Raw genomic sequence first — 21,567 nt, 5'->3', positions numbered from 1 at the left:
CGTCGCTGAGCGTCGCCAGCCGCAGGCGCTGCGGCTCGCCCGGCGTGGCGCGGAACAGCCGCCAGGCCGCCCCGTCGTCGTCGGCAATCAGCACGTCGCCCTGCGGGTTGCGGCGGATAATCAGCCCCTCGCTCACGCTGTACAGCGCCCCGTCCGGCGCAGGCAGGGTAAAGCTGAGGGTGCGTCCGCTTTGCTCGTGCCAGGTGGCCCGGTCGCCCTCCAGCAAAATGACTTCGTCAAACAGCGTCGACCAGCCGGGGCCGTGCATGCCGCTGCGCGGATTCAGGCTGTTGTAGCAGCGCTGCCAGCGCAGGGGAAAATGCGCCGGGGCGGTAAAATCGAGATCTGCCTCGTCGTTGAGGACCTTGACGCCGGTTGCCGCGTGCACCGGGTTGCCCGACGCAAACACGTGGCTGAACGCCGCATCCGCCGCCATCCCCGCCGCTGCCGCCGCGAAGATGCAGGACATGTTGCGCAGGAGGCTGCCCGGCCGCCCGCGTATCAGCCCCAGCGCCAGCGGCACCAGGTTCAGCCCCGGCTGCTTGCCGCTGAGGATGTCGCGCACCACCAGCGGCTTGCCGCCGATAATCACGTTGGGCGACACCGTGCCGCCCACCTTGCCGCCGCAGGTGGTCTGGTCCCCGCTGCGCACCGCCGGGTGGCCGTTGATAAACACGCTGGAGGAGCCTTCTGCCAGGTACTGCGGGCCGCTGTGCTTCTCGCAGCTCACCCGGTCCTCTTCCAGCGCGACGGTGCCTTTGGCCGCCGTCGCGATCACCGGCTGCCACAGCATCTGCGCCATGCCGCCCGCCATGCCCAGCAGCCAGCCGCCGTAGTCGGCAAAGGTCTCAGGGGGCTGCGGGTCGATATTTGAGGCGCTGTCTGCGCTGAGCGTCGGCATACCTGCCGCGCGGGCGGCGGGGAGACCGTTGATAAAGACGTCCGGCGAACCAGTCGAAATGGTCCCCGCCTTGCCGGGGGGAGAGATGGCGTTGCCGAGGCTGTCGGCCATGTTGCTGATAACGGAGGAGGCCCCGGTCAGGGACGCTACCGCCCCGACCACAATGCCGCTGAGTACACAACTGCTGCTGATGGCGGTGACGGTCATCGCCACGGCCCCGGCCGCCACAAACGGCGCGGCGGCGGTGGCGGCGGCCATCACGTAAGCGCCTGCCAGACCGTAGGTGGCGGTTTCGGCCACCACGCTGATGATGTCCGCCAGCAGCGTGGTGTGAATAATCGGGTCGCCCATGCGGGCCGCGTATCCGTCGCTCACTGCGCTCTGTCCTTACGTGCGGCATCAGTCAGGGGATCGCCCCGGCATGAAGTCCGAAATGGTGCGAAATGTCTTAAAGATAACCGGCGGAACATTCACAAAATTTAAGCATGATGTCAATCGGAGGATGGCGCAAAAAACAGCTCAGATCGTTAGCGGTTCAGCCCACTCGCCTTGCCGCGAAAAAACATCCTGCCAGCAGCGGAGAACGGCTGGAATAATGCATCGCGAAAGCAACAGGCTGGCTGATGATTAAGGGGGTTATGCTGGGAAACAAGCAGGAAAAAAAGTGCGGATAAAAAGACAAATAACGGGGCCAGCGCAGTCGCCAGCCCCTAAAACTCAGCCGCGTGGATACTGGTCGCTGTTAACCCAGGCGTGATCTTTCTCCCAGGTGAATTTCCACAGACGCACCGGTCCTGCCATCACGTTCAGGTAGTAGTTGTTGTAGCCTGCAATGGTTGCCACCGGGTGATAGCCGCGCGGCACGGTTACCACATCGCGGTTGTACGGGGCCATGGCTTCATCCAGCGAGCGGTCATCGGTGTAGACGCGCTGCAAGGCAAAACCAGGTTCCGGGTCGAAGCGATGATAGTAAGTCTCTTCAAGGTAGGTTTCGTTTTCGCTGTCTTCCTGGTCGTGCTTGTGGCTCGGGTAAGAGCTGGTATCGCCTTCGTTGGTATAGACTTCCACCACCAGCAGGCTATCAGCCGGTTTGTCATCCGGCAGAATGTTATGAACCAGACGCTTATTGTGCCCTTTGCCGCGCTGTTCGACGCCGACATCGCCCGGCGCAATCAGACGCGCAGGCAGGTTGCCCTGGCTCGGCGCATTACACACCGCCAGTTCCAAATCGCTCTCCGCCACCACTTCAACCTCATCGTTGTGTGGGACATAGACAGAATAAGGAGGGATGCGCTCGAACGGCGACATACGTCTGCCGATGCTCGGGAATTCAGCGTTGCGCGTTTTTACCGAGGCCAGCCCGGCAACCAGTACCAGACACAGCTCTTTATCTCCGCTATTCAAACGCAGCGTATCGCCTTTTTTTAGCAGATAGGCATCAAAGCCAACGTAACGCCAGCCTGCATTCTCCGGCGTGACGTGTTGAATACGACCGTTGCTGTCCGGCTTCTGTGCTTTTGCGAGTAAAGACATCCTGATCCTCCGTCATACTTCGCGTTACGGCAGTAGGGTCGCAACGCGCAGGGAATTAATAGCAGATGGGCTGCAGCGGCATTTCGCCCACTGCAGCCCAATCAACGCCTGGCCGGATAAGATTAGCCCAGCGTTGGCATACTGAACTCAGACACCGTCTGCTGACCGCTCGGCCAGCGCGCTGTGGCGGTCTTCATGCGGGTGTAGAAACGCACGCCGTCTGGACCATGCACGTTCAGGGCACCGAACACAGAACGCTTCCAGCCACCAAAGCTGTGGAAGGCCATTGGCACCGGTACGGGCACGTTCACGCCAACCATGCCCGCTTCAACTTCCTGCACGAAGTCGCGAGCGGTGTTGCCGTTGCTGGTGAAGATAGCGCTGCCGTTGCCGAATTCATGGCTGTTAACCAGTTTCAGGGCGCTCTGGTAGTCTGGCGCACGCACAATGCTCAGCACCGGTCCAAAGATCTCTTCACGCCAGATGGTCATATCCGTGGTCACGTTGTCGAACAGCGTACCGCCAACGTAGTAACCTTCTGCGTGGCCCGGCACCTGATAGTTACGACCATCAACAATCAGGGTCGCGCCTTCCTGCTCACCTTTGTCGATGTAGCCCAGTACTTTCTTCTGGTGCGCGGCAGAAACCACCGGCCCCATTTCATTCTCTTCTGCGCCTTGCTTGTGGCCAGGGCCAACGCGCAGGGCTTTCACCAGCGGCGTCAGACGGCTGATCAGTTTGTCTGCGGTTTCATCACCCACAGCAACCACAACCGGCAGCGCCATGCAGCGTTCACCCGCTGAACCAAATGCACCGCCCATGATGGCGTTTACGGTGGCATCCAGATCCGCATCTGGCATGACGATAGCGTGGTTTTTCGCTGCACCAAACGCCTGCACGCGCTTACCGTGTGCGCTGGCGGTGGTATAGATGTGTTCCGCAACGCCGGAAGAACCCACGAAGCTCACAGCGGCAATACGTGGGTCTTTGTACAGCTGCTCAGCATCTTCGTTAGAGCTGTGTACCACGTTGAATACGCCATCTGGCAAGCCTGCTTCAGTCAGCAGTTCAGCCATGCGCACGGCGGCTGATGGGTCCAGGGCTGGTGGCTTAAGAACGAAGGTGTTACCGCACGCCAGTGCGATTGGGAACATCCACAGTGGCACCATCGCCGGGAAGTTAAATGGCGTGATACCCGCAACAACGCCAACCGGCTGCATCAGCGAGTAGCTGTCAACGCCAGTACCGACGTTAGCGGAGTATTCGCCTTTGATCAGGTGTGGAATACCACAAGCAAATTCAATGACTTCAATACCACGCGTCAGCTCGCCCAGCGCATCCGACCACACTTTACCGTGTTCAGAAACAATCAGTGCGGCCAGCTCATCACGGTGCTGTTCCATCAGCGCTTTAAAGTTGAACAACACGCGAGCACGACGCAGCGGTGAAGTACGAGACCAGGCCGGGAAAGCGGCATGAGCGACTTCAATCGCATGGGCGACTTCATCAGCAGTGCTTTGCGTCAGCTCACGTACCACTTTACCAGTGGCAGGATCGTACACAGGGATGGTTTCGTTGCTGGCGCTGAAGGTCGTTTGACCGCCAATAAAGTTTCCTACGATAGTCATGTTGTTGCCTCTTTGAATGTGATGAGTTCCCTGCAGAGCTGCCGTGCTTGAGATCACGCTGCCTGACCAGGCAAAACCGAAAAGCGTGGTATGAACCTATTACAGTGGAATAAATTTTTCAAATAAATCTTTTTGAAAGATTCAATTTTAGAGGCCTGGATCGCATTTTTCTTCACAGGTGCATTACAAAACTGAAACGTCCACACTGCCCGCCATGATTAGCGCTCTAACCCCTATCACCCCGCTCAGAAAGGTGTTTTACCACGTCATATCGCCACGTTTTTTACCAGAGCCAGAAACGGAAAATGAAATTATTGCGAGGGAGATCTAATAATCTACATTTCATAATTCACTTAAAATGAAATAAATGTTTTCTTTAGGGCTGATTTTTTGTTTCGCTTCTTACTGACGTGTACTTGCTTACCTTACCTACAGGAGCCGTTTCCATGGCTATCGATCCAACCCGTTTTTGCATCAACCGTAAAATCGCACCGAATCTGTCTATTGAAGCCTTCTTCCAGTTGGTCACGCGTCTCGGCCTGCACAAAGTGGAGTTGCGTAACGATATGCCGAGTGGAAAAGTCACCGATGATTTGACCCCGGAACAGCTTCGTGCGCTGACGGAAAAGTACAACATTGAAATTATTACCATTAATGCGCTCTATCCGTTCAACCAGATCAGCGATGATCTGCTGGCCCGTGCTGAAGCACTGCTGCAAGAGGCGAAAAGTATTGGCGCACAGGCACTGGTGATGTGCCCGCTGAACGACGGCACCCGCATTGATACACAAACTACGCTGGCGGCGCTGAAAACCCTGGCACCGTTGTTTGAAAAATATGGCGTGAAAGGTCTGGTTGAGCCGCTGGGCTTCCCTGTCAGTTCTCTGCGTTCGGCGGTTGAAGCACGCAATCTGATCCGCGAAGCCAATCTGCCGTTCCAACTGGTGCTGGATACCTTCCATCACCATCTGTATGAAAATGCAGAGCAGGAGCAGGCCAACGCGGACATTACGCCGGACATTGGTCTGGTACACCTGTCTGGGGTGGAAGATCCACGCCCCACCGCAGCGCTGACCGACGAAGAACGCATTATGTTAACCGAAGAAGACCTGCTGAAAAGTGTGCAGCAGGTACAGGCACTGGAGAAACGAGGCTATAAAGGCATCTACGCCTTTGAACCTTTCTCTTCTGTGCTGAGCAGCTGGGATGAAAAGGAGATAGAACAACAAATTCGCCACAGTATCGCCTTGCTGCAAGGCTAGTATCGCGCGGAGTCGGTTTGCCGGCTCCGCACCACAGATCCTTATCTGTGTCTGCGGACACATTTTTTGGCCTCGGTCGGAGGCCGCTTTTTTCTTCTTTTCTCGTCAATGAACCCTGCCTTATTTCCTGCCACCCAGTAGCACCTCTCTTCTGTCTGTGAAAACTTATGCAACCAGTGCATCACCTTCAGCCAGCCGGTCATGACCGCAGCCTGATCAACCTCCCTCAAAGCATCCAGACTTCACACCAGGCGCGGCAATGGGTTGCCAGTCAGCCATTGGACGACAGAGTCCAGGCGCGGCGACTGCTGGATAACCTCCGCCAGGCGACAACACCGGAGACCCCCGCCGTAACGTTAATGACGCAGGCACTGGAAGAGAAACTGCTTCAGCTGCCAGCCCTCAGGCTGCAAACCGATGTTGCAGCGCAACGCTACCTTGAGCGCTATTACAACAGCGTGGAAGCGTTACAGGAGCTGGGTTTTGGCCTGTTCGCGGGGCTTAACGGTGAAGATACCGATGAAGGCAGCCTGATGCTGCTGGGGGCGAACTACCATGCCCTGTATAACCGCCTGAATGCCGTAGAGATTCGGGCCCGACTGCGCGAGATAACCCCGACAGCCAAAATGCATAGCGCACTGAAGATGCTGGAACGCCAGCCCAGAATGGGCGCAGAGCAAGTGGCACAGCAGTTAGCTATTCGTAATGGTATGGATAAGCTCTACCTGACTTTTGTGGAACAGTGGCGGGATGCGCCGCCCGCCACGCTGGAGCGGATGAACCAGGCGCGGGATGCCCTCTACGAGCAGCCAGGCCTCTCGGCTGAGCAAGCGGCAGAGCAGCATAACCTGGTTAGCCATTGGGACCTGCGCCACTTACGCCATGAGGTTGAACAGCGTGATAGCGTTTACGTCAGCGATGACGTTATGAACAGTGCTCGACGAGCACTGCGCGCGGAGGGGGAAAATAACTGGGAAACTATCGCGGAAAGATTTGTCATTACCCACCCCGCAGAGCGCCGCTTGCTGCAACGTGAGCAGGAGGATCGCGACTTTTGCCGCCGCTACACACAGTATCTGCACCCGCTGCACGCTAGCGATGAAAAACTCAATCAGGCACAAGCGCTCTTGCGTAAAACACCAGCCATGACCGCATTACAAGCCGCAAAGCGGTTGGGTATCCTGCATCATATTGACGTTGAGTGTCTGCGGCTGACAGAACAGCGCCGCAATCAAACAGGCATCCCCGGCGAGATGCTGAATATGGCGAAAAAAACGCTGCTGCGCGCGCCACACCTCTCACTTCGGGCGCTAGCCACTAAGATGCACATCCGCAGTAACACCGATTTTGATCTGCTCGCGCGCGACACCATTCAGTGGGATCGTTTTCTTAAAAACTATGAGCCAATGGGGCATGCGCTCTATCTGCTGCGCACCTACCCCAACTTTAGCGTTGAGGAAGTGGCAGCCAGTTGTCAGATCAACGCCAATTTCTGCCTGGCACGGCTAGAGTATGAAAACCTGCTGCGCCGAGTGGATATCACGGACGATACGCTTGCTGAGTTTCAACACATGATCCGCGACCATCTTATCCCTCATCCCTGATGGACTTCGCTGGGCGTTTCCGGCTCACGTCGCCGTAGACGCAGCGTGCAGTAGAGCGCCAGGCACACCAATAATCCGGTCAGCAGGTAAACAAATGAAAACCCCACCAGGCTCATGATCAAACCCGCCAGCGGGCCGGTGATGCCAAGGGAAAGGTCCATAAACGCCGTATAGGTTGCCAGTGCGCTGCCCTGGTTTTGCTGCGGCACGCGCTTAACGGCCACCACGCCAATTGCCGGGAACACCAGCGAGAAACCCGCTCCGGTAAGAAACGCGCCCAAATTAGCCAGCCAGGGGGCAAACGCACCCGCGACGAAAAACAGCCCCATTGCTTCCACGGCAAGACACACTGCCGCCACGAATAGCCCGCCATGACGATTAATCGCATTCGGGAACAGCAGCCTCGTGCCGACAAAAGCAGCACTGAAGAGCGAGAGCGCAAAAGCCGCCCCTTCCCAACCACGCGCCTGATAGAACAGCGTAATAAAGGTCGCAATCACGCCAAATCCGGCGGAACCCATTGCCAGAATCAGGCCGTAGCCATACACCTTCCCCAGCACGGCGCGAAACGGGAGCGGCTTGCTTTTACTGCCTTTAACACCGGGCTTTGGCAGCGCCAGCGCAATCCCCAGCACGCATATCGTAATAACCACAGCCGCCAGCCACAACAATCCCCCAGTGCGATAGATCACCACGCCCAGTGGCGCACCAATCGCCATCGCCCCATAGGTGACAATCCCGTTCCACGAAATGACGCGACCAATGTGCAGCGATCCCACCTTTGCCACGCCCCACAGTGAGGTGCCGGTGCCGCAGAAACTCTGCCCGGTGCCCAGGATGAGCCGCCCAATGCACAACAGTACCAGGCTAATCACTGGCGTGTGCTGCGTGAACGCAGCCAACAGGGTGAAGACGCCGCTGACCAGACATCCCGCCATGCCAAACACTACCACGCGTTTCGGTCCCCAAAGGTCGGCATACCGTCCGGCATGAGGGCGAGTAATCAGCGTGGCAACATATTGCAGGCTAATCACCAGACCGGCCCAAAAGGCGCTATATCCCAGGCTGTCATGGACAAAACCCGGCAGTACGGCCAGCGGCAAACCGATGGTGAGATAGCTGGCGAAATTGAAAATCACAATCGAGAGAATGACCAGGTTGAGCTGAAAACCGCTGGGAGCCGCTGCTGGTGTGGCTGGTTGGGGCATGACGTATTGCGCTCGTGATTGATTGAATTTGCTTACGGTAAAATCACTATACCGCTTTTGCCACAGCTTGCACTCACGCGGGTGCGCTGCTTCATCATTTCGTCATATCCCATCGCCAGACTAGCCGACAGTAAATCCCAAAGAGGATCACAATCTGATGAAGCCTGCACCTGTTCTGGTGGCAGTGCGCGATCTCAACTGGTCAGTTGGGAAGCAGCGCATATTGCACAACCTGTCACTCACCTTCCCGGCGGGTGAAACCGTTGCCCTGCTCGGCCCCTCCGGCTGTGGCAAAAGCACCCTGTTAAAACTGCTGGCGGGCCTGACCCAGCCAGAAAGCGGCGAGATCTGGTTTGACGATCGCTGCATGGCTTCCGCCCGTTTCTGCACCCCGCCAGAAGGCCGCCAGCTCGGCATGGTTTTTCAGGACTACGCCCTGTGGCCGCATATGAGCGTTGCCCAAAATGTCGCCTTTCCGCTGCGTATGCGCGGCGTGGAGAAAGCCACGCTTCACTCGCGCGTGGAAGAGATGCTGATGCGCGTGGGGCTGGAAGGCTTTGCCCAACGAAAACCTTCCGCGCTCTCCGGCGGCCAGCAGCAGCGTGTGGCGCTAGCCCGAGCCTTGATCGCCGAACCCGCCATTCTGCTGTTTGATGAACCGCTCTCCAACCTCGACCGGGATCTGCGTGAATCGCTGGCCCACAGCATGAAACAGCTGCTGCGCCAGAGTGGCACCACTGCGGTGTACGTCACCCATGACCGTGAAGAAGCGAACATCATTGCCGACCGTATTGTCCACCTGGCACAGGGCCAGGTTCACTCCATCACCCAGAACGCAGGAAACCCCGATGCCCTCACACAACCGTTTTAAAACCAGCGCGCTTGCCGCCCTGATGATGACCAGTGCCATGATGATGCAAGAAGCCCACGCCCTCACGGTTTATACCGCTGGCCCCGGTGCGCTGGCCAAAAGCCTGGCGAGCGGCTTTGAGAAGCAGACCGGGATCAAAGTGAATATTTTCCAGGCCACCACTGGCAAAGTCATGGCGCGCCTGGAAGCAGAACAAGCCAATCCGCAGGCCGATGTGCTGATCTCCGCGTCATGGGATACCGCAGAAGATCTGCACCAGCGCGGCTGGCTACTGCCCTACCAAAGCCCAAATGCGGCTAAAGTACCGGACGCCTATAAAAGTGCCGATTTCGTTGCCCAGGGGATCTCCGCATTGGGCATCGTGTGGAACAGCAAAAGTAATACGCCTGAGCCAAAAAGCTGGAGCGACCTGACCGGCCCGGCGTTTAAAAACAACGTCACCATGCCCGATCCGGCGCTGTCAGGTGCCTCAGCCGACTTGCTCATCGGGCTGCAAAACGCCGAAGGCGAACAGGCGTGGCAACTTTTTGATCGGCTGAAAAGCAACGGGCTGGTGATCAGTGGGCCAAACGCACAGGCCGTCGCACCGGTGTTGCAGGGGGCGAAAGCCGCGGTGTTTGGTGCGGTGGATTACGTCACCTACAACAACATTGCCCAGGGGGAGTCAGTGAAAGTCGTGTTCCCGCAGGATGGCACCGTCGCGGTACCGCGTCCGATGATGATTCTGAAAAACAGCCAGCACGCCGCCGATGCCAAAGCCTTTGTGGATTACGTGTTGTCGCCAGAAGGTCAGCAGCAGGTTGCCGCCGCCTGGTTGATGCCAGCGCGCACGGATATCAAAGCGCAGCGCCCTTTGATCACCGAAATCAAATTGCTGCCGCAGCGCGCCAGCGAAGGCAGTGAACGCGCCGCCACGCTACAACGTTTCCGCACGCTGTTTGGTCAGTAATATGCCACGCTCCTGGCTCAACCTGGCTATTTTGCTGGCGTTATTGCTGCTGGTAGCCCTGCCGCTGCTGTTTATTGTGTTGCAGGCGATCTTCCCGCTGCTCAGTGAGGGACGCTGGAGTGGGGCGTTTTCCGCCCTACCGCGTCTGTTAAATGACAGCGAACTGGTGCCGATGTGGACTGGTACCCTGAAGATCGGCGTCGGGGTGGCGCTGTGTAGCCTGATCCCCGGCCTGCTGTTGGGTAGCCTGCGTGGGCTGTTTCGCCTGCCCGGCGCTGCCCTGTGGGACCTGCTGTTGGTGGTGCCTTTCCTGACGCCGCCCTATATTGCGGCGTTAAGCTGGACGCTGGCGCTGCAACGCAACGGCTATGTGCAACAGCTCACCGGCATCAATTTCGACGGCCTGCTCTTTAGCGCCAGCGGCATGATGCTGGTGATGACGCTGAATATCTTTCCGGTAATCTACTTCGCAGTGTCGCGCACACTGCTGAGCAATGGGCAACGGCTGGCTTCCGTGGCTCGGGTTCATGGCGCTTCCCCGTGGCGCGCCTGGTGGCACATCACCCTGCCCCTGACTTTGCCTGCGCTGGCGGGCAGCCTGCTGCTGGCCTTCACCATGGCTATTGATGAGTATGGCGTGCCAGCAGCACTGGGCACCCGCGCACATCTGACCTTGATGACGGTAGGCATTGAGCAGAAGCTGGGCGACTGGCCCATCGACCTGCCGGGCGCTGCCAGCCTGTCGCTGCTGCTGAGCATGGTGGCGCTGGCAGCCTGGCTACTCCAGCGCAGGTTGAGTCAGCAGGAAGTCACAACACAAAACGGCAAACCCAGTGCTTACGAAGGTATTCAGGCGGGCATCTGGGTTTGCCCCATGTTGCTGTTGTTTGGGCTGACGGTGTTTCTGGCGGTGGTACTGCCGCTGTCATCCATGACCCTCAGTGGGCTGCTGAACACGCTCTCCGGCGGGCTTGAGTGGAGTAACCTGTCGCTGCGTCATTTCTCCGCGCTGTTTAGTGCGCAGGGCGAGGCGTTAAGCGCATTTTCTACCAGCATCGGGTTGGCGCTGGCCGCCGCACTGCTGACCGGGCTGTTGGGCTTCCTGGTGGCAACGCGCGTCAGTGAAGGCAAAAGTCGCGGCCTCGCGTGGCTGGATGGACTGGCGCTGCTGCCTGCTGCCATGCCCGGCGTGGTGATTGGCGTGGGCCTGATTTTGGTCTGGAATCGCGGGTTTTGGCCGGTAACGCCTTATAACACGCTGGTTATTTTGCTGATTTCCTATTGCTGCCTGCTGCTGCCGTGGCCAGTGCGCTATGTCAGCGGTGCGCTGCGTCAGCTTTCACCTGCACTGGAGTCTGCCGCCCGCGTACACGGCGCATCGCGCTGGCAGGCGCTGCGCTGGGTGGTGCTACCGCTGGTGGCTCCCGCATTGATTGCCGCCATGATGATGGTGTTTGCTATCGCCTCGCGCGAGCTGGTGACGTCTTTACTGTTAGCCCCCGCAGGCAGCCAAACCGTGGCACTGTTTATCTGGCGGCAGTTCGAGCAAGGTTCCGTGGGTGATGGCATGGCAATGGCCACCCTCACGCTGGTCGCTACGCTTACCCTGATGGCTCTGGCCCAGAGATTATTACACCGCCAGCAACATTGATTGACTGCCACCCACGCCGCTCAGGCGTGGTGTGGCATCCCCTCCCTTCCTGAAATTTCCCGGCGCACAAAATAAAAGTAAAAAACCGGCTTCACGGGTCGATAAACCGTCAGCGGGCGCTGAATTTATCAGCGAAAAGCACGCTCGGCGTGGCGCAGGAACATGCTATGCTGCGTGAGCCCCTGCACCACCTGACTGACGCATTTCACTTCAGAGGACTCCGTGGTGCCGCCATTAAAACAAAAACGTGATTTAGGCTGGCTGTTGATCGTCTTAGCAGGATTGTTGCCGCTGGTATTGGGCATTATCGGTACCGCCATCGAAGCAAAAAACAGCGTCCAGCATCAACAGGCTCTCGCGGCCAATACCCTGCTCTCTCAGGCAGAAAAGATGAGTGACAGCGCATGGAATATGATCACCTCTCTGCGCCAGTATCACTACCAACCCTGCGACAAAATTGAAAAACAGCTCCAGCTGGCGGGAACGCTGAACGCCTATTTTCGCTCTATCGGCACGTTGCGTGGCGATAACGTTAACTGTTCCTCCGCTTACGGCAATAACCCAGGTACCTTGCAGCAGATGATCCGCCGCGCCGTGCCGGTCACGGGCAAAGCCTGGTGGAGTCTGTCGATTGCCGGTACGGCGGGCGTGCCCGATCGCTCAGCGATTGTTTTTGTCCGCCAGCTGCCGGACGGAGAGGGTTTTTGGGCGATTATTGACGGCCAGTATTTGCTGGACTTTATGAGTGCGGTTGGCAGTTCACAGGGTTATCAAATGCGCATGCAATTCAGCGGAGGCAGCGTTATTAGCCTCAACCACCCTGATAATCGTACCTCGCTGTTTCACCCTATGACGTATCACGCCAGCTCATCCCGCTATCCGATTGATGTCACGTTGGTTGCACCCGGCAGCGAACTGGGCAACGCATGGCAGCGGGTGATGTTTATTTTTATGCCCATGGCGGCGATTTTTTCTCTGCTCCTGATGCTGCTCACCGCCAACTGGCTGCGGCGGCGCATCTCATGGCGTGATGAAATCCGCCGGGCCATTCAGGCGAAGCAGTTTCATATGAATTATCAGCCCATCTACAACAGTGAGAAGCAGTGTTGCGTTGGCGTTGAAGCGCTGATGCGCTGGCGTCGACCCAATGGCGAACTGGTGCGACCCGATATGTTCATCAATGCCGCCGAAAGCGAAAAGATGATCATCCCGCTGACCCATCATGTGCTGCATTTGATTGCTGAAGATGTGCAGCAATGGGCAGTGGAACCGGGCTTTCATCTCGCGATTAACGTGGCAGCAGAACATTTGCAGCACCCGGATTTCGTCAAAGATGTGCTGACCTTCGCACGCCGCATCGCCGACAAAAAGCTCACTATCACGCTGGAGCTCACGGAACATAGTCTGATCAAAGATGGCCCAGGCGTCGCGGCAAAGCTGGCTTCCCTGCGCGAGCGCGGGATTAAAGTCGCCATTGATGATTTTGGCACCGGCCATTGCTCACTGAGCTACCTGCAAACCTTCGAACTGGATTACCTGAAAATTGATCGTGGCTTTATCAATGCCATTGAGCAACTCAACGGCGAGACGCCGGTGTTGGATGCCATTATCGCGCTAAGCCATAAGATCCAGTTGCAGGTGCTGGGCGAAGGGGTTGAGAGTGCTTTGCAGTATCTTTATCTGCGTCAGCACGGGGTGATGTTTATTCAGGGTTTCTTTTATGCCCGCCCGATGGATAACGATCGGCTACGCAACTGGCTGAAAATTGAAGGGAAAACGCCGCTTGAAGGCGACGCAGTAGATTAAACCGGCTTGTCTCCCCCCTCGCGTCGCTTCATCACGATGCGCAGGGCCACTTCAACACTGTCATCTTCTTGCGCTATTTCCTGCCCATGACGCGCGTCCATCCGTTGGTGGATGCGCTCCAGCGTGGGCATCAGCTGCCCCATCAAATGCTGATACTCTTCCATTGGGCTGCTGCTGGCACCGCGAGTGGGGTTGCGTTGCAACTCCTGCCAAACGCGCTGCACGCGACGAATCTGTTCCAGGCTCTGAGCGGTGAGCCATCCCGCCTTGAACCAGCCATCCGCCTGCTGTAATAGCTCATCGGGATGTGCCGCCATACGCGCCAGCATGCTTTCCGCCCGCTCACCGCAGTGAATCCAGGCATGGGGAATCCCCTCTTTAATAGGCTCCGGGTGCTTGTCGACATAATACATTAATTTTTTTTCTACACTGTCGATCATCGCCAGCCAGGGATTAGTAAAAGGCTCGGTCTTTTTTCTTTGCATTATTCCTCCGCCCTCTGCGAGGCGCAGAGTATTACCGAATGTGATTCGGCTGGCAAGTCGCAGGAGAAAAACCCTTTAAAGCATAAATTAATCTTATGTTTATAACGATTCTCTTAAAATCGCACCGCGAAATTTTTTTTCACTTCGAAAACCGCAGCATTTTTAGCGGAAAAAGCCAGTAGAAACGGGGCTTTCGGGTGAAATGTGACAACAATCACATAAAAACGCTATACTCTGTGGCGGAAAGCAATAATTTTAATAGTAATTATTGTGACGCATAGACAGGGAAATTTCGTTAACAGCGCTATGCTTTAATTTTCTCAACGCTGCGGTCTGAAGGCACTGAATCGGTTCGCACCGTTGAGGACTTTCATGTTCCAGAACAGGGTAAATATATGAAACTACGTAGGAAGCGTGTAAAACCTATTGGGCTCAGTGATGTCACCATCATTGATGATGCGCGGTTGCGCAAAGCGATTACTGCTGCGTCGCTGGGGAACGCGATGGAGTGGTTTGACTTTGGTGTTTATGGCTTTGTCGCTTACGCATTAGGGAAAGTGTTTTTCCCAGGGGCTTCTCCCGGCATCCAGATGATTGCCGCACTGGCCACCTTCTCCGTTCCCTTCCTTATTCGTCCGCTGGGCGGATTGTTCTTCGGTATGTTGGGCGATAAATATGGTCGCCAGAAAATCCTCTCCATCACCATCGTCATCATGTCCGTCAGTACCTTCTGTATCGGGTTAATCCCCTCTTATGCTTCGATAGGCATCTGGGCACCGATATTGCTGCTGCTCGCCAAAATGGCCCAGGGCTTCTCAGTGGGCGGTGAATATACTGGCGCTTCGATCTTTGTCGCCGAATACTCCCCGGACCGTAAACGCGGCTTTATGGGCAGTTGGCTCGACTTTGGTTCGATCGTTGGCTTCGTGCTGGGCGCGGGTGTCGTGGTACTGCTCTCCACCATCATCGGCGAAGATCGCTTTATGGAATGGGGCTGGCGTTTGCCGTTCTTCCTGGCACTGCCGTTAGGGATTGTGGGTCTGTATCTACGCCATGCGCTGGAAGAGACACCCGCTTTCCAGCAACACGTGGATAAACTCGAACAAGGTGACCGTGAAGGCCTGCGTGACGGGCCAAAAGTGTCGTTTAAAGAGATTGCCAGCAAGCACTGGAAGAGCCTGCTCTCCTGCATCGGACTGGTGATCGCCACCAACGTCACCTACTACATGCTGCTCACCTATATGCCGAGCTATCTGTCGCATAACCTGCACTACTCCGAAGATCACGGCGTACTGATCATCATTGCGATTATGATTGGTATGCTGTTTGTGCAGCCGGTAATGGGCATGCTGAGTGACCGTTTTGGCCGTCGTCCGTTTGTGATTATCGGCAGTATTGCGTTGCTGATCTTCGCCATCCCGGCCTTTATGCTGATCAACAGTAATGTGCTGGGGCTGATTTTCGCTGGCCTGCTGCTGCTGGCCGTGATCCTCAACGCCTTTACCGGCGTGATGGCCTCCACCCTGCCAGCCATGTTCCCGACGCATATTCGTTACAGCGCCCTGGCAAGTGCGTTTAACATTTCCGTTCTGGTGGCAGGTTTAACGCCAACGCTTGCGGCGTGGCTGGTTGAGAGCACCAATAATCTGTATATGCCTGCGTACTATCTGATGGTAATTGCGGTGATTGGTCTGGCGACCGGTATCTATATGAAAGAGACCGCCAACAAGCCACTTAGCGGCGCAACGCCTGCGGCTTCGGATATCGAAGAAGCGCGTGAGATCCTGCAAGAGCATCACGATAACATCGAGCAGAAGATCGAAGATATCGACGTTGAGATTGCCCGCCTCGAAGCCAAACGTAAGACCCTGGTGCAGCAGCACCCGGATATTAACGACTAATCTGCCTCTCTCGCCCTCTCCCTCTGGAGGGGGCTTTTTCTACCGCACACAAACCTTCATACCTGCTCTGTAAAAGGAGTACACTATTGACACTTTTTTATACTGTGTAGAAACGAGTATGTCTGACTTTTCCCTGATCCAGCGCCCAAGAAGGCTGCGCAAAAGCGCGCAAATGCGCGAACTCTTCCAGGAAACCACGCTGAGCCTCAACGATCTGGCCTTGCCGATTTTTGTTGAAGAAGGCGTGGATGATTACAAACCGATTGAAGCCATGCCGGGCGTGATGCGCATTCCTGAGAAGCGTCTCGCGTATGAAATTGAACGTATCGCGAAAGCGGGTATCCGCTCGGTGATGACGTTTGGTATTTCTCATCATACTGATGCCACCGGTAGCGATGCATGGCAGGAGAATGGTCTGGTCGCGCGTATGTCACGCATCTGCAAAGAGACCGTGCCAGAGATGATCGTAATGTCGGATACCTGTTTCTGCGAGTACACCAGCCACGGCCACTGTGGCGTGCTGTGCGATCACGGTGTGGATAACGACCAGACGCTGATTAATCTCGGCAAGCAGGCGGTGGTGGCTGCGCAGGCCGGTGCGGACTTCATCGCGCCATCGGCAGCAATGGATGGTCAGGTGAAGGCGATTCGTCAGGCACTGGATGCGGCGGGCTTTACCGACACCGCCATCATGTCTTACTCCACCAAGTTCGCTTCATCTTATTACGGCCCGTTCCGTGAAGCCGCAGGCACCGCGCTGAAAGGCGACCGTAAAACCTACCAGATGAACCCAATGAACCGTCTGGAAGCGATTCGCGAATCACTGCTGGATGAAGCAGAAGGCGCGGATTCACTGATGGTGAAACCCGCGGGTGCTTATCTCGACGTACTGCGTGAAATTCGCGAACGCACTACGCTGCCCCTGGCGGCTTACCAGGTCAGCGGCGAGTACGCGATGATCAAGTTTGCCGCTCAGGCAGGCGCAATTGATGAGCGTAGCGTGGTACTGGAAAGTTTAGGTGCCATTAAACGTGCCGGTGCCAACCTGATTTTCAGTTATTTTGCCCTTGATTTAGCAGAGCAAAAAGTGCTCTGATCCTCTTTAAACTCTGCGGCTGCGCTTTGCCGTCGCAGGGCTTTTCGTGAACACCAGTAAGTCACACCTGTTTTCTTATAATTAAAGAGTAGGACACATGAAAGCTCCCGAACTTCCGGTAGACGAACCCCAACGTCTGCAACAGTTGCGCGCGCTCAATCTGCTGCATACCCCTGCGGAGGAGCGCTTTGACCGTTTAACTCGTCTTGCCCGTCGGCTATTTAATGCGCCAGTTGCGTTGGTGAGTTTGCTGGAAGAGGATCATCAGTGGTTTAAATCTGCCGCTGGTTATGCCGCGCAGACCGCGCCGCGTAATACCTCTTTCTGCGGCCATGCCATCTTGCAAGATGATGTGATGGTGGTGGAAAACGCGCTGGAAGATGAACGTTTTCATGATAATCCGCTCGTGAATAATGAGCTGCCCGTCCGTTTTTACGCCGGTTGCCCGTTGCGTACCCCGAGCGGTGCGAAAGTGGGTACGCTGTGCATTATTGACCATCAGCCACGCCATTTCGACAGCGAGGATTACACCACACTGCGCGATTTAGCGGCGATGGCGGAATCAGAGCTGACCGCCTTCCAGACCGCAACGTCTGATGAGTTAACCCGAATTACCAACCGCCGTGGCTTTATGACGCTAGGCCAGCTGCTGTTAAACGAGTGTCTGGTGAAGCATCAGCCTGCCTGTCTGACCTTTCTCGACCTGGATAAATTCAAGCAGATCAACGATACCCTTGGGCACAAAGAGGGAGATCACGCGTTGATCGATTTCGCCGATGCGATGAAAGTGAGTTTCCGCAACGGTGACCTGTTTGCACGCCTCGGCGGTGATGAGTTTGTGGTGCTGTTCCATGGCCTGCATCTTGATGATGCGCATCGCGTGTTGTTGCGCTTTGACGACTATTTGCAGCAGCACACGGAAAGCCTTCATCGACAATATATGCTGCATTTTTCCAGCGGCGTCGTGGAGTTTGACCCGCTCCATCCACTGAGCCTGGAGCAGTTGCTGGAAGGTAGCGATGCACGCATGTATGCAGCCAAACGCGAGAAGCACCAGACGCGGCAGTGATGATTCCTGCCGCTAATCCGACGTCAGGAACGTGAAAGGTCATTCAGCAGCTGTTGATTAAAGTGCGCTGGGTCTTCCATTTGCGGGGCATGGCCCATACCGGGGAATTCGATCAGGCGTGCACCGGGAATCAACTGTGCCGCCTGTTTACCCAGCACATTGTAGTGCCCCAGTTTCGCCTTCACCGCAGGTGGCGCAATGTCGCTGCCAATCGCGGTGGTGTCCGCCGTCCCAATCATCAGCGTGGTCGGCACTTTAATGTCTTTCAGTTCGTAATAAACTGGCTGGGTGAAAATCATGTCGTAAATTAACGCCGAGTTCCACGCCACGCGCTGATGGCCCGGCCCGCTGTTCAATCCTGCCAGCATATCCACCCATTGGTCATACTCCGGCTTCCATTTCCCCACGTAGTAAGTGCTCAGTTCATACTTCTTGATGCCAGCGGCATTGAGCTTCAGTTCGCGCTGATACCACTGATCAACACTGCGCCACGGTGCGCCTTTCGCTTTCCAGTCTTCCAGACCGATGGGATTCACCAGCACCAGTTTGTGCGTCTGCTGCGGGTACATCAGCGCATAACGTACCGCCAGCATACCGCCGGTAGAGTGGCCGACGATGGTGGCATTCTCCACCCCAAGGCTCTGCAATAACTCATGGGTGTTGTGCGCTAGCTGCTGGAAGGTGTACTGGTAATTTGCCGGTTTAGTGGAAGAGCAGAAGCCGATTTGATCGGGGGCGATAACCCGGTAGCCCTGCTGACTGAGTGCTTTGATGGTGCTGTCCCAGGTGGCTCCGCAGAAGTTCTTACCGTGCAGCAGCACCACGGTTTGTCCGTTAGCAGACTTTTCCGCAGGAACATCCATATATCCCATGCTCAGTTGCTGCTGCTGAGAAGCAAAACTGAAGTGATGCAACGGATAAGGGTAGCTAAATCCCTCAAGCTGCTCGCCATAAACATGCGCGGCAGAAGCTGAAGCACTTCCCAACAGTGCCAGTGAAACACACATCAGTGCCAATGGCTTCCTGAATGAAAACATCTGCTTATCTCCTGAGACGAAACGCGCAGTATGGCAATCAATAAGTGCGGCTGTATTGATGCCCCGTGCCTTATACGGCCCAATCAGCAATCGCTCATCATGTGACCGGTAACACTGTTTTCCTGGCGATGCTTATCTAACATTACCTTTCTTGACATAATTTTAAGGAGTTCAGGATGAGTGCCCAACCTTTTTCAGGGAAAAAGAATCAGTCGTTTATCTGGTTTGTCTGTTTTATGGCAGCGCTGTGTGGCCTGCTGTTTGGTCTGGATATCGGCGTGATCGCCGGGGCGTTACCGTTTTTATCTAAAGATCTCAATATCAGTAATCATGCTCAGGAGTGGGTGGTCAGCAGCATGATGTTTGGTGCTGCCATCGGTGCCCTGGGCGCAGGCTGGCTCTCTTCCCACCTCGGACGTAAGAAAAGCATGCTGGCCGGTGCGACGCTGTTTGTGATTGGCTCGCTGTGGTCTGCTTTCTCTCCCAGCGTGGAATCGCTGATTGGTGCCCGCGTTATTCTCGGCCTCGCGGTGGGTATCGCTTCTTACACCGCCCCGCTCTATCTGGCTGAAATTGCCCCCGAGCGCGTGCGCGGCTCGATGATCTCCATGTATCAACTGATGCTGACCACCGGCATCTTAGTCGCCTATCTGTCTGACACCGCCCTGAGTTACAGCGGCAGCTGGCGTTGGATGCTGGGCGTGATCGCTTTCCCGGCGCTGATTTTATTCGTCGGTGTCCTGTTCCTGCCAAACAGCCCACGCTGGCTGGCCGCCCATGGCCGCTTCAATGAAGCACAGCGCGTGTTGGCGCGTTTGCGTAGCTCCGATGAACAGGCAAAGCAGGAGTTGGACGAGATCCGCGAAAGCTTGCAGGTCAAGCAGCATGGCTGGTCGCTGTTTAAGAGCAACAGCAACTTCCGTCGTGCCGTGTGGCTCGGCATTCTGTTGCAAGTGATGCAGCAGTTCACCGGTATGAACGTGGTGATGTATTACGCGCCAAAAATCTTCAGTATTGCGGGCTTCTCTAACACCCACGAGCAGATGTGGGGCACGGTGATCGTTGGTGCGGTGAACATGCTCTCCACGCTGATCGCCGTAGGTCTGGTGGATCGCTGGGGCCGTAAGCCGATGCTGGTGACCAGTTTCCTGATCATGACGGTGGGTATGGGCGTACTCGGCACGCTGTTGCATATGGGCGTAGAAACGCCGTTCCGTCAGTATTTCGCTATCGCCATGCTGCTGATGTTTATCGTCGGCTTTGCTATGGCCGCAGGTCCGGTTATCTGGCTGCTGTGCTCGGAGATCCAGCCACTGAAAGGGCGCGATTTCGGTATCACCGCCTCCACCACCACCAACTGGGTTGCGAATATGGTGGTCGGTGCCACCTTCCTGACCTTGCTGGATACGTTAGGTAATGCGCCGACGTTCTGGTTGTATGCCGCGCTGAACGTGGTGTTCATCCTGATCACCATTTGGCTGGTGCCTGAAACCCGCCATGTCACGCTGGAACACATCGAACGCAACCTGATGCAAGGCAAAGCATTACGCGACATCGGTTCCTGATTGACCGCGAAAGGTTTTGCGGTACTGCTGCGGCGTCACGTTAAGCTGTTTTTTAAAATGACGCCGCAGCGCCAACGCGGAAGGAAATCCAGCCAAAAGTGCAATCTGCTCGACTGGGCGGTTGGACCCTTCCAGATAGCGTTGAGCCAGTGCAATACGCTGCTGCTGTAACCATTGGCTAAAACACCCACCGGTGGTTTGCTGGAAACGACGGGAAAAACTGCGAGAACTCATCAGCGCCTGGTTAGCCAGTTGCTGTAATGTCAGCGGTTCCTGGAGATGTTCAGCAGCCCAGTGCAGTGCTGCCATAAAGCGATCGCCATCTGGTCGGGTTATCACCGGCTGTTCAACATATTGCGCCTGCCCCCCTTGCCGATGGGGTGGGATCACCAGCATACGCGCCACCTGATTCGCTATTTCCATACCCCAACTTCTTCGCACCAGATGCAAACAGCAGTCGATACTGGCGGCAGTACCCGCCGATGTGATCGTCTGACCAAGATCGACATAGAGCACATCACGATCGATATCCACCGAGGGATAACGTGTGCTAAATGCCTGCATCCAGCGCCAATGAGTGGTGGCTCGTTTCTTCTCTAATAAACCCGCCTCAGCCAGAACAAAAGCGCCCAGGCATAGCCCAACGATAGTTGCTCCGCGATCGGCCGCTTGCCGTATCGCCGATAGCAGCTCCGCTGACGGTTGTTTCTCATTCCAGCTCGGTACAACCACCACATCCATCTGTTCCAGTTGTTCAAGACCCTGCCCGGCCACAATCGAAAATCCGCTGCTGGTGCGAAGCTCGCCGGGTTGCGTCGCACAGATATGTATTTGGTAGCACGGTACACCCTCCCCCTGATGAGCCGCCTCAAACACCGCCAGTGGTACAGAAAGATGAAAAGGGATGATGCCATCAAACACCACGACCCCTACACGAATGGCCGGGCGAAATGGCGCAATCTGCACGTTCTTTGTCATTCACGTTACTCCTTGCGGGCTGC

General features: G+C 56.1%; 17 protein-coding genes. 10 read left to right on the top strand and 7 right to left on the bottom strand.

Annotated elements, in window-relative coordinates; all coding sequences use genetic code 11:
* The 3 genes from F3J40_RS22775 to F3J40_RS22765 all read right to left on the bottom strand — a co-directional run.
* Nucleotides 1-1,276 (bottom strand): PAAR domain-containing protein (locus tag F3J40_RS22775; protein ID WP_369410964.1); only part of this gene is annotated, 1,276 nt, incomplete at its 3' end.
* A 342-nt stretch (nt 1,277-1,618) separates the two neighbouring features.
* A complete protein-coding gene (gene iolB / locus F3J40_RS22770) occupies nt 1,619-2,434 on the bottom strand; it encodes a 5-deoxy-glucuronate isomerase (RefSeq protein WP_167018297.1) in 816 nt (271 codons plus the stop codon).
* A 122-nt stretch (nt 2,435-2,556) separates the two neighbouring features.
* Complete coding sequence (locus F3J40_RS22765) at nt 2,557-4,062, bottom strand: CoA-acylating methylmalonate-semialdehyde dehydrogenase (RefSeq protein ID WP_017349821.1); 1,506 nt, start codon at nt 4,060-4,062, stop codon at nt 2,557-2,559.
* 446 nt (nt 4,063-4,508) lie between these two features.
* Between F3J40_RS22765 and F3J40_RS22760 the strand changes: the two genes are divergently transcribed.
* Nucleotides 4,509-5,324, top strand: coding sequence for a TIM barrel protein (locus F3J40_RS22760; RefSeq protein ID WP_167018295.1), 816 nt, complete (start codon nt 4,509-4,511; stop codon nt 5,322-5,324).
* A 167-nt stretch (nt 5,325-5,491) separates the two neighbouring features.
* On the top strand, nt 5,492-6,928 hold the full coding sequence (locus F3J40_RS22755; RefSeq protein ID WP_167018293.1) for a hypothetical protein: 1,437 nt from the start codon (nt 5,492-5,494) through the stop codon (nt 6,926-6,928).
* Here F3J40_RS22755 and F3J40_RS22750 read toward each other — a convergent pair.
* Nucleotides 6,919-8,136 (bottom strand): MFS transporter, encoded by a 1,218-nt coding sequence (locus tag F3J40_RS22750; RefSeq protein WP_167018291.1) that lies wholly within the window; start codon nt 8,134-8,136, stop codon nt 6,919-6,921. The two genes, F3J40_RS22755 and F3J40_RS22750, sit on opposite strands and share 10 nt — an antisense overlap.
* A gap of 157 nt (nt 8,137-8,293) precedes the next feature.
* On the opposite strand from F3J40_RS22750, the gene F3J40_RS22745 reads away from it, so the two are divergent.
* The 4 genes from F3J40_RS22745 (at nt 8,294) to F3J40_RS22730 (ending at nt 13,413) form a co-directional block, all read left to right on the top strand.
* Nucleotides 8,294-9,007, top strand: a complete 714-nt coding sequence (locus tag F3J40_RS22745; protein WP_167018289.1) for an ABC transporter ATP-binding protein — start codon at nt 8,294-8,296, stop codon at nt 9,005-9,007.
* On the top strand, nt 8,985-9,956 hold the full coding sequence (locus F3J40_RS22740; protein ID WP_370659875.1) for an ABC transporter substrate-binding protein: 972 nt from the start codon (nt 8,985-8,987) through the stop codon (nt 9,954-9,956). Before F3J40_RS22745 ends, F3J40_RS22740 begins: the two co-directional genes overlap by 23 nt.
* A gap of 1 nt (nt 9,957) precedes the next feature.
* A complete protein-coding gene (locus tag F3J40_RS22735) occupies nt 9,958-11,607 on the top strand; it encodes an ABC transporter permease (protein WP_167018287.1) in 1,650 nt (549 codons plus the stop codon).
* A 225-nt stretch (nt 11,608-11,832) separates the two neighbouring features.
* On the top strand, nt 11,833-13,413 hold the full coding sequence (locus F3J40_RS22730) for an EAL domain-containing protein (protein WP_167018285.1): 1,581 nt from the start codon (nt 11,833-11,835) through the stop codon (nt 13,411-13,413).
* Here the strand turns inward: F3J40_RS22730 and F3J40_RS22725 are convergent.
* The gene (locus F3J40_RS22725; RefSeq protein ID WP_167018283.1) at nt 13,410-13,898 is read right to left on the bottom strand and encodes a hypothetical protein; all 489 of its coding nucleotides are present in this window, start codon (nt 13,896-13,898) and stop codon (nt 13,410-13,412) included. The genes F3J40_RS22730 and F3J40_RS22725 overlap by 4 nt on opposite strands.
* Nucleotides 13,899-14,293: 395 nt before the next feature.
* Between F3J40_RS22725 and proP the strand changes: the two genes are divergently transcribed.
* The 3 genes from proP (at nt 14,294) to F3J40_RS22710 (ending at nt 17,964) form a co-directional block, all read left to right on the top strand.
* On the top strand, nt 14,294-15,799 hold the full coding sequence (proP, locus tag F3J40_RS22720; protein WP_167018281.1) for a glycine betaine/L-proline transporter ProP: 1,506 nt from the start codon (nt 14,294-14,296) through the stop codon (nt 15,797-15,799).
* A gap of 118 nt (nt 15,800-15,917) precedes the next feature.
* Complete coding sequence (hemB, locus tag F3J40_RS22715) at nt 15,918-16,895, top strand: porphobilinogen synthase (protein WP_167018279.1); 978 nt, start codon at nt 15,918-15,920, stop codon at nt 16,893-16,895.
* A gap of 97 nt (nt 16,896-16,992) precedes the next feature.
* The gene (locus tag F3J40_RS22710) at nt 16,993-17,964 is read left to right on the top strand and encodes a GGDEF domain-containing protein (protein ID WP_167018277.1); all 972 of its coding nucleotides are present in this window, start codon (nt 16,993-16,995) and stop codon (nt 17,962-17,964) included.
* Between the two features lie 23 nt (nt 17,965-17,987).
* On the opposite strand, the gene F3J40_RS22705 is transcribed toward F3J40_RS22710, so the two are convergent.
* Nucleotides 17,988-19,001, bottom strand: coding sequence for an alpha/beta fold hydrolase (locus F3J40_RS22705; protein WP_167018275.1), 1,014 nt, complete (start codon nt 18,999-19,001; stop codon nt 17,988-17,990).
* Nucleotides 19,002-19,177: 176 nt separating this feature from the next.
* Here F3J40_RS22705 and F3J40_RS22700 point away from each other — a divergent pair, with 176 nt between their 5' ends.
* The gene (locus F3J40_RS22700; RefSeq protein ID WP_167018274.1) at nt 19,178-20,566 is read left to right on the top strand and encodes a sugar porter family MFS transporter; all 1,389 of its coding nucleotides are present in this window, start codon (nt 19,178-19,180) and stop codon (nt 20,564-20,566) included.
* Here F3J40_RS22700 and F3J40_RS22695 read toward each other — a convergent pair.
* The gene (locus F3J40_RS22695) at nt 20,546-21,544 is read right to left on the bottom strand and encodes a GlxA family transcriptional regulator (RefSeq protein WP_167018272.1); all 999 of its coding nucleotides are present in this window, start codon (nt 21,542-21,544) and stop codon (nt 20,546-20,548) included. The two genes, F3J40_RS22700 and F3J40_RS22695, sit on opposite strands and share 21 nt — an antisense overlap.
* Nucleotides 21,545-21,567: the final 23 nt, after the last annotated feature.

The sequence above is a fragment of the Candidatus Pantoea multigeneris genome (assembly GCF_011752615.1).
In the GTDB taxonomy this organism is placed as follows: Bacteria; Pseudomonadota; Gammaproteobacteria; order Enterobacterales; family Enterobacteriaceae; genus Pantoea; species Pantoea multigeneris.
The sequence above is the reverse complement of the archived record's forward strand: the minus strand, read 5'-3'. Positions and strand labels throughout refer to the sequence as shown.

Coding starts and splice junctions, on each gene's coding strand:
- iolB (WP_167018297.1), bottom strand. CDS start 2,434: ATGTCTTTACTCGCAAAAGCACAGAAGCCGGACAGCAACGGTCGTATT.
- F3J40_RS22765 (WP_017349821.1), bottom strand. CDS start 4,062: ATGACTATCGTAGGAAACTTTATTGGCGGTCAAACGACCTTCAGCGCC.
- F3J40_RS22760 (WP_167018295.1), top strand. CDS start 4,509: ATGGCTATCGATCCAACCCGTTTTTGCATCAACCGTAAAATCGCACCG.
- F3J40_RS22755 (WP_167018293.1), top strand. CDS start 5,492: ATGCAACCAGTGCATCACCTTCAGCCAGCCGGTCATGACCGCAGCCTG.
- F3J40_RS22750 (WP_167018291.1), bottom strand. CDS start 8,136: ATGCCCCAACCAGCCACACCAGCAGCGGCTCCCAGCGGTTTTCAGCTC.
- F3J40_RS22745 (WP_167018289.1), top strand. CDS start 8,294: ATGAAGCCTGCACCTGTTCTGGTGGCAGTGCGCGATCTCAACTGGTCA.
- F3J40_RS22740 (WP_370659875.1), top strand. CDS start 8,985: ATGCCCTCACACAACCGTTTTAAAACCAGCGCGCTTGCCGCCCTGATG.
- F3J40_RS22735 (WP_167018287.1), top strand. CDS start 9,958: ATGCCACGCTCCTGGCTCAACCTGGCTATTTTGCTGGCGTTATTGCTG.
- F3J40_RS22725 (WP_167018283.1), bottom strand. CDS start 13,898: ATGCAAAGAAAAAAGACCGAGCCTTTTACTAATCCCTGGCTGGCGATG.
- proP (WP_167018281.1), top strand. CDS start 14,294: ATGAAACTACGTAGGAAGCGTGTAAAACCTATTGGGCTCAGTGATGTC.
- hemB (WP_167018279.1), top strand. CDS start 15,918: ATGTCTGACTTTTCCCTGATCCAGCGCCCAAGAAGGCTGCGCAAAAGC.
- F3J40_RS22710 (WP_167018277.1), top strand. CDS start 16,993: ATGAAAGCTCCCGAACTTCCGGTAGACGAACCCCAACGTCTGCAACAG.
- F3J40_RS22705 (WP_167018275.1), bottom strand. CDS start 19,001: ATGTTTTCATTCAGGAAGCCATTGGCACTGATGTGTGTTTCACTGGCA.
- F3J40_RS22700 (WP_167018274.1), top strand. CDS start 19,178: ATGAGTGCCCAACCTTTTTCAGGGAAAAAGAATCAGTCGTTTATCTGG.
- F3J40_RS22695 (WP_167018272.1), bottom strand. CDS start 21,544: ATGACAAAGAACGTGCAGATTGCGCCATTTCGCCCGGCCATTCGTGTA.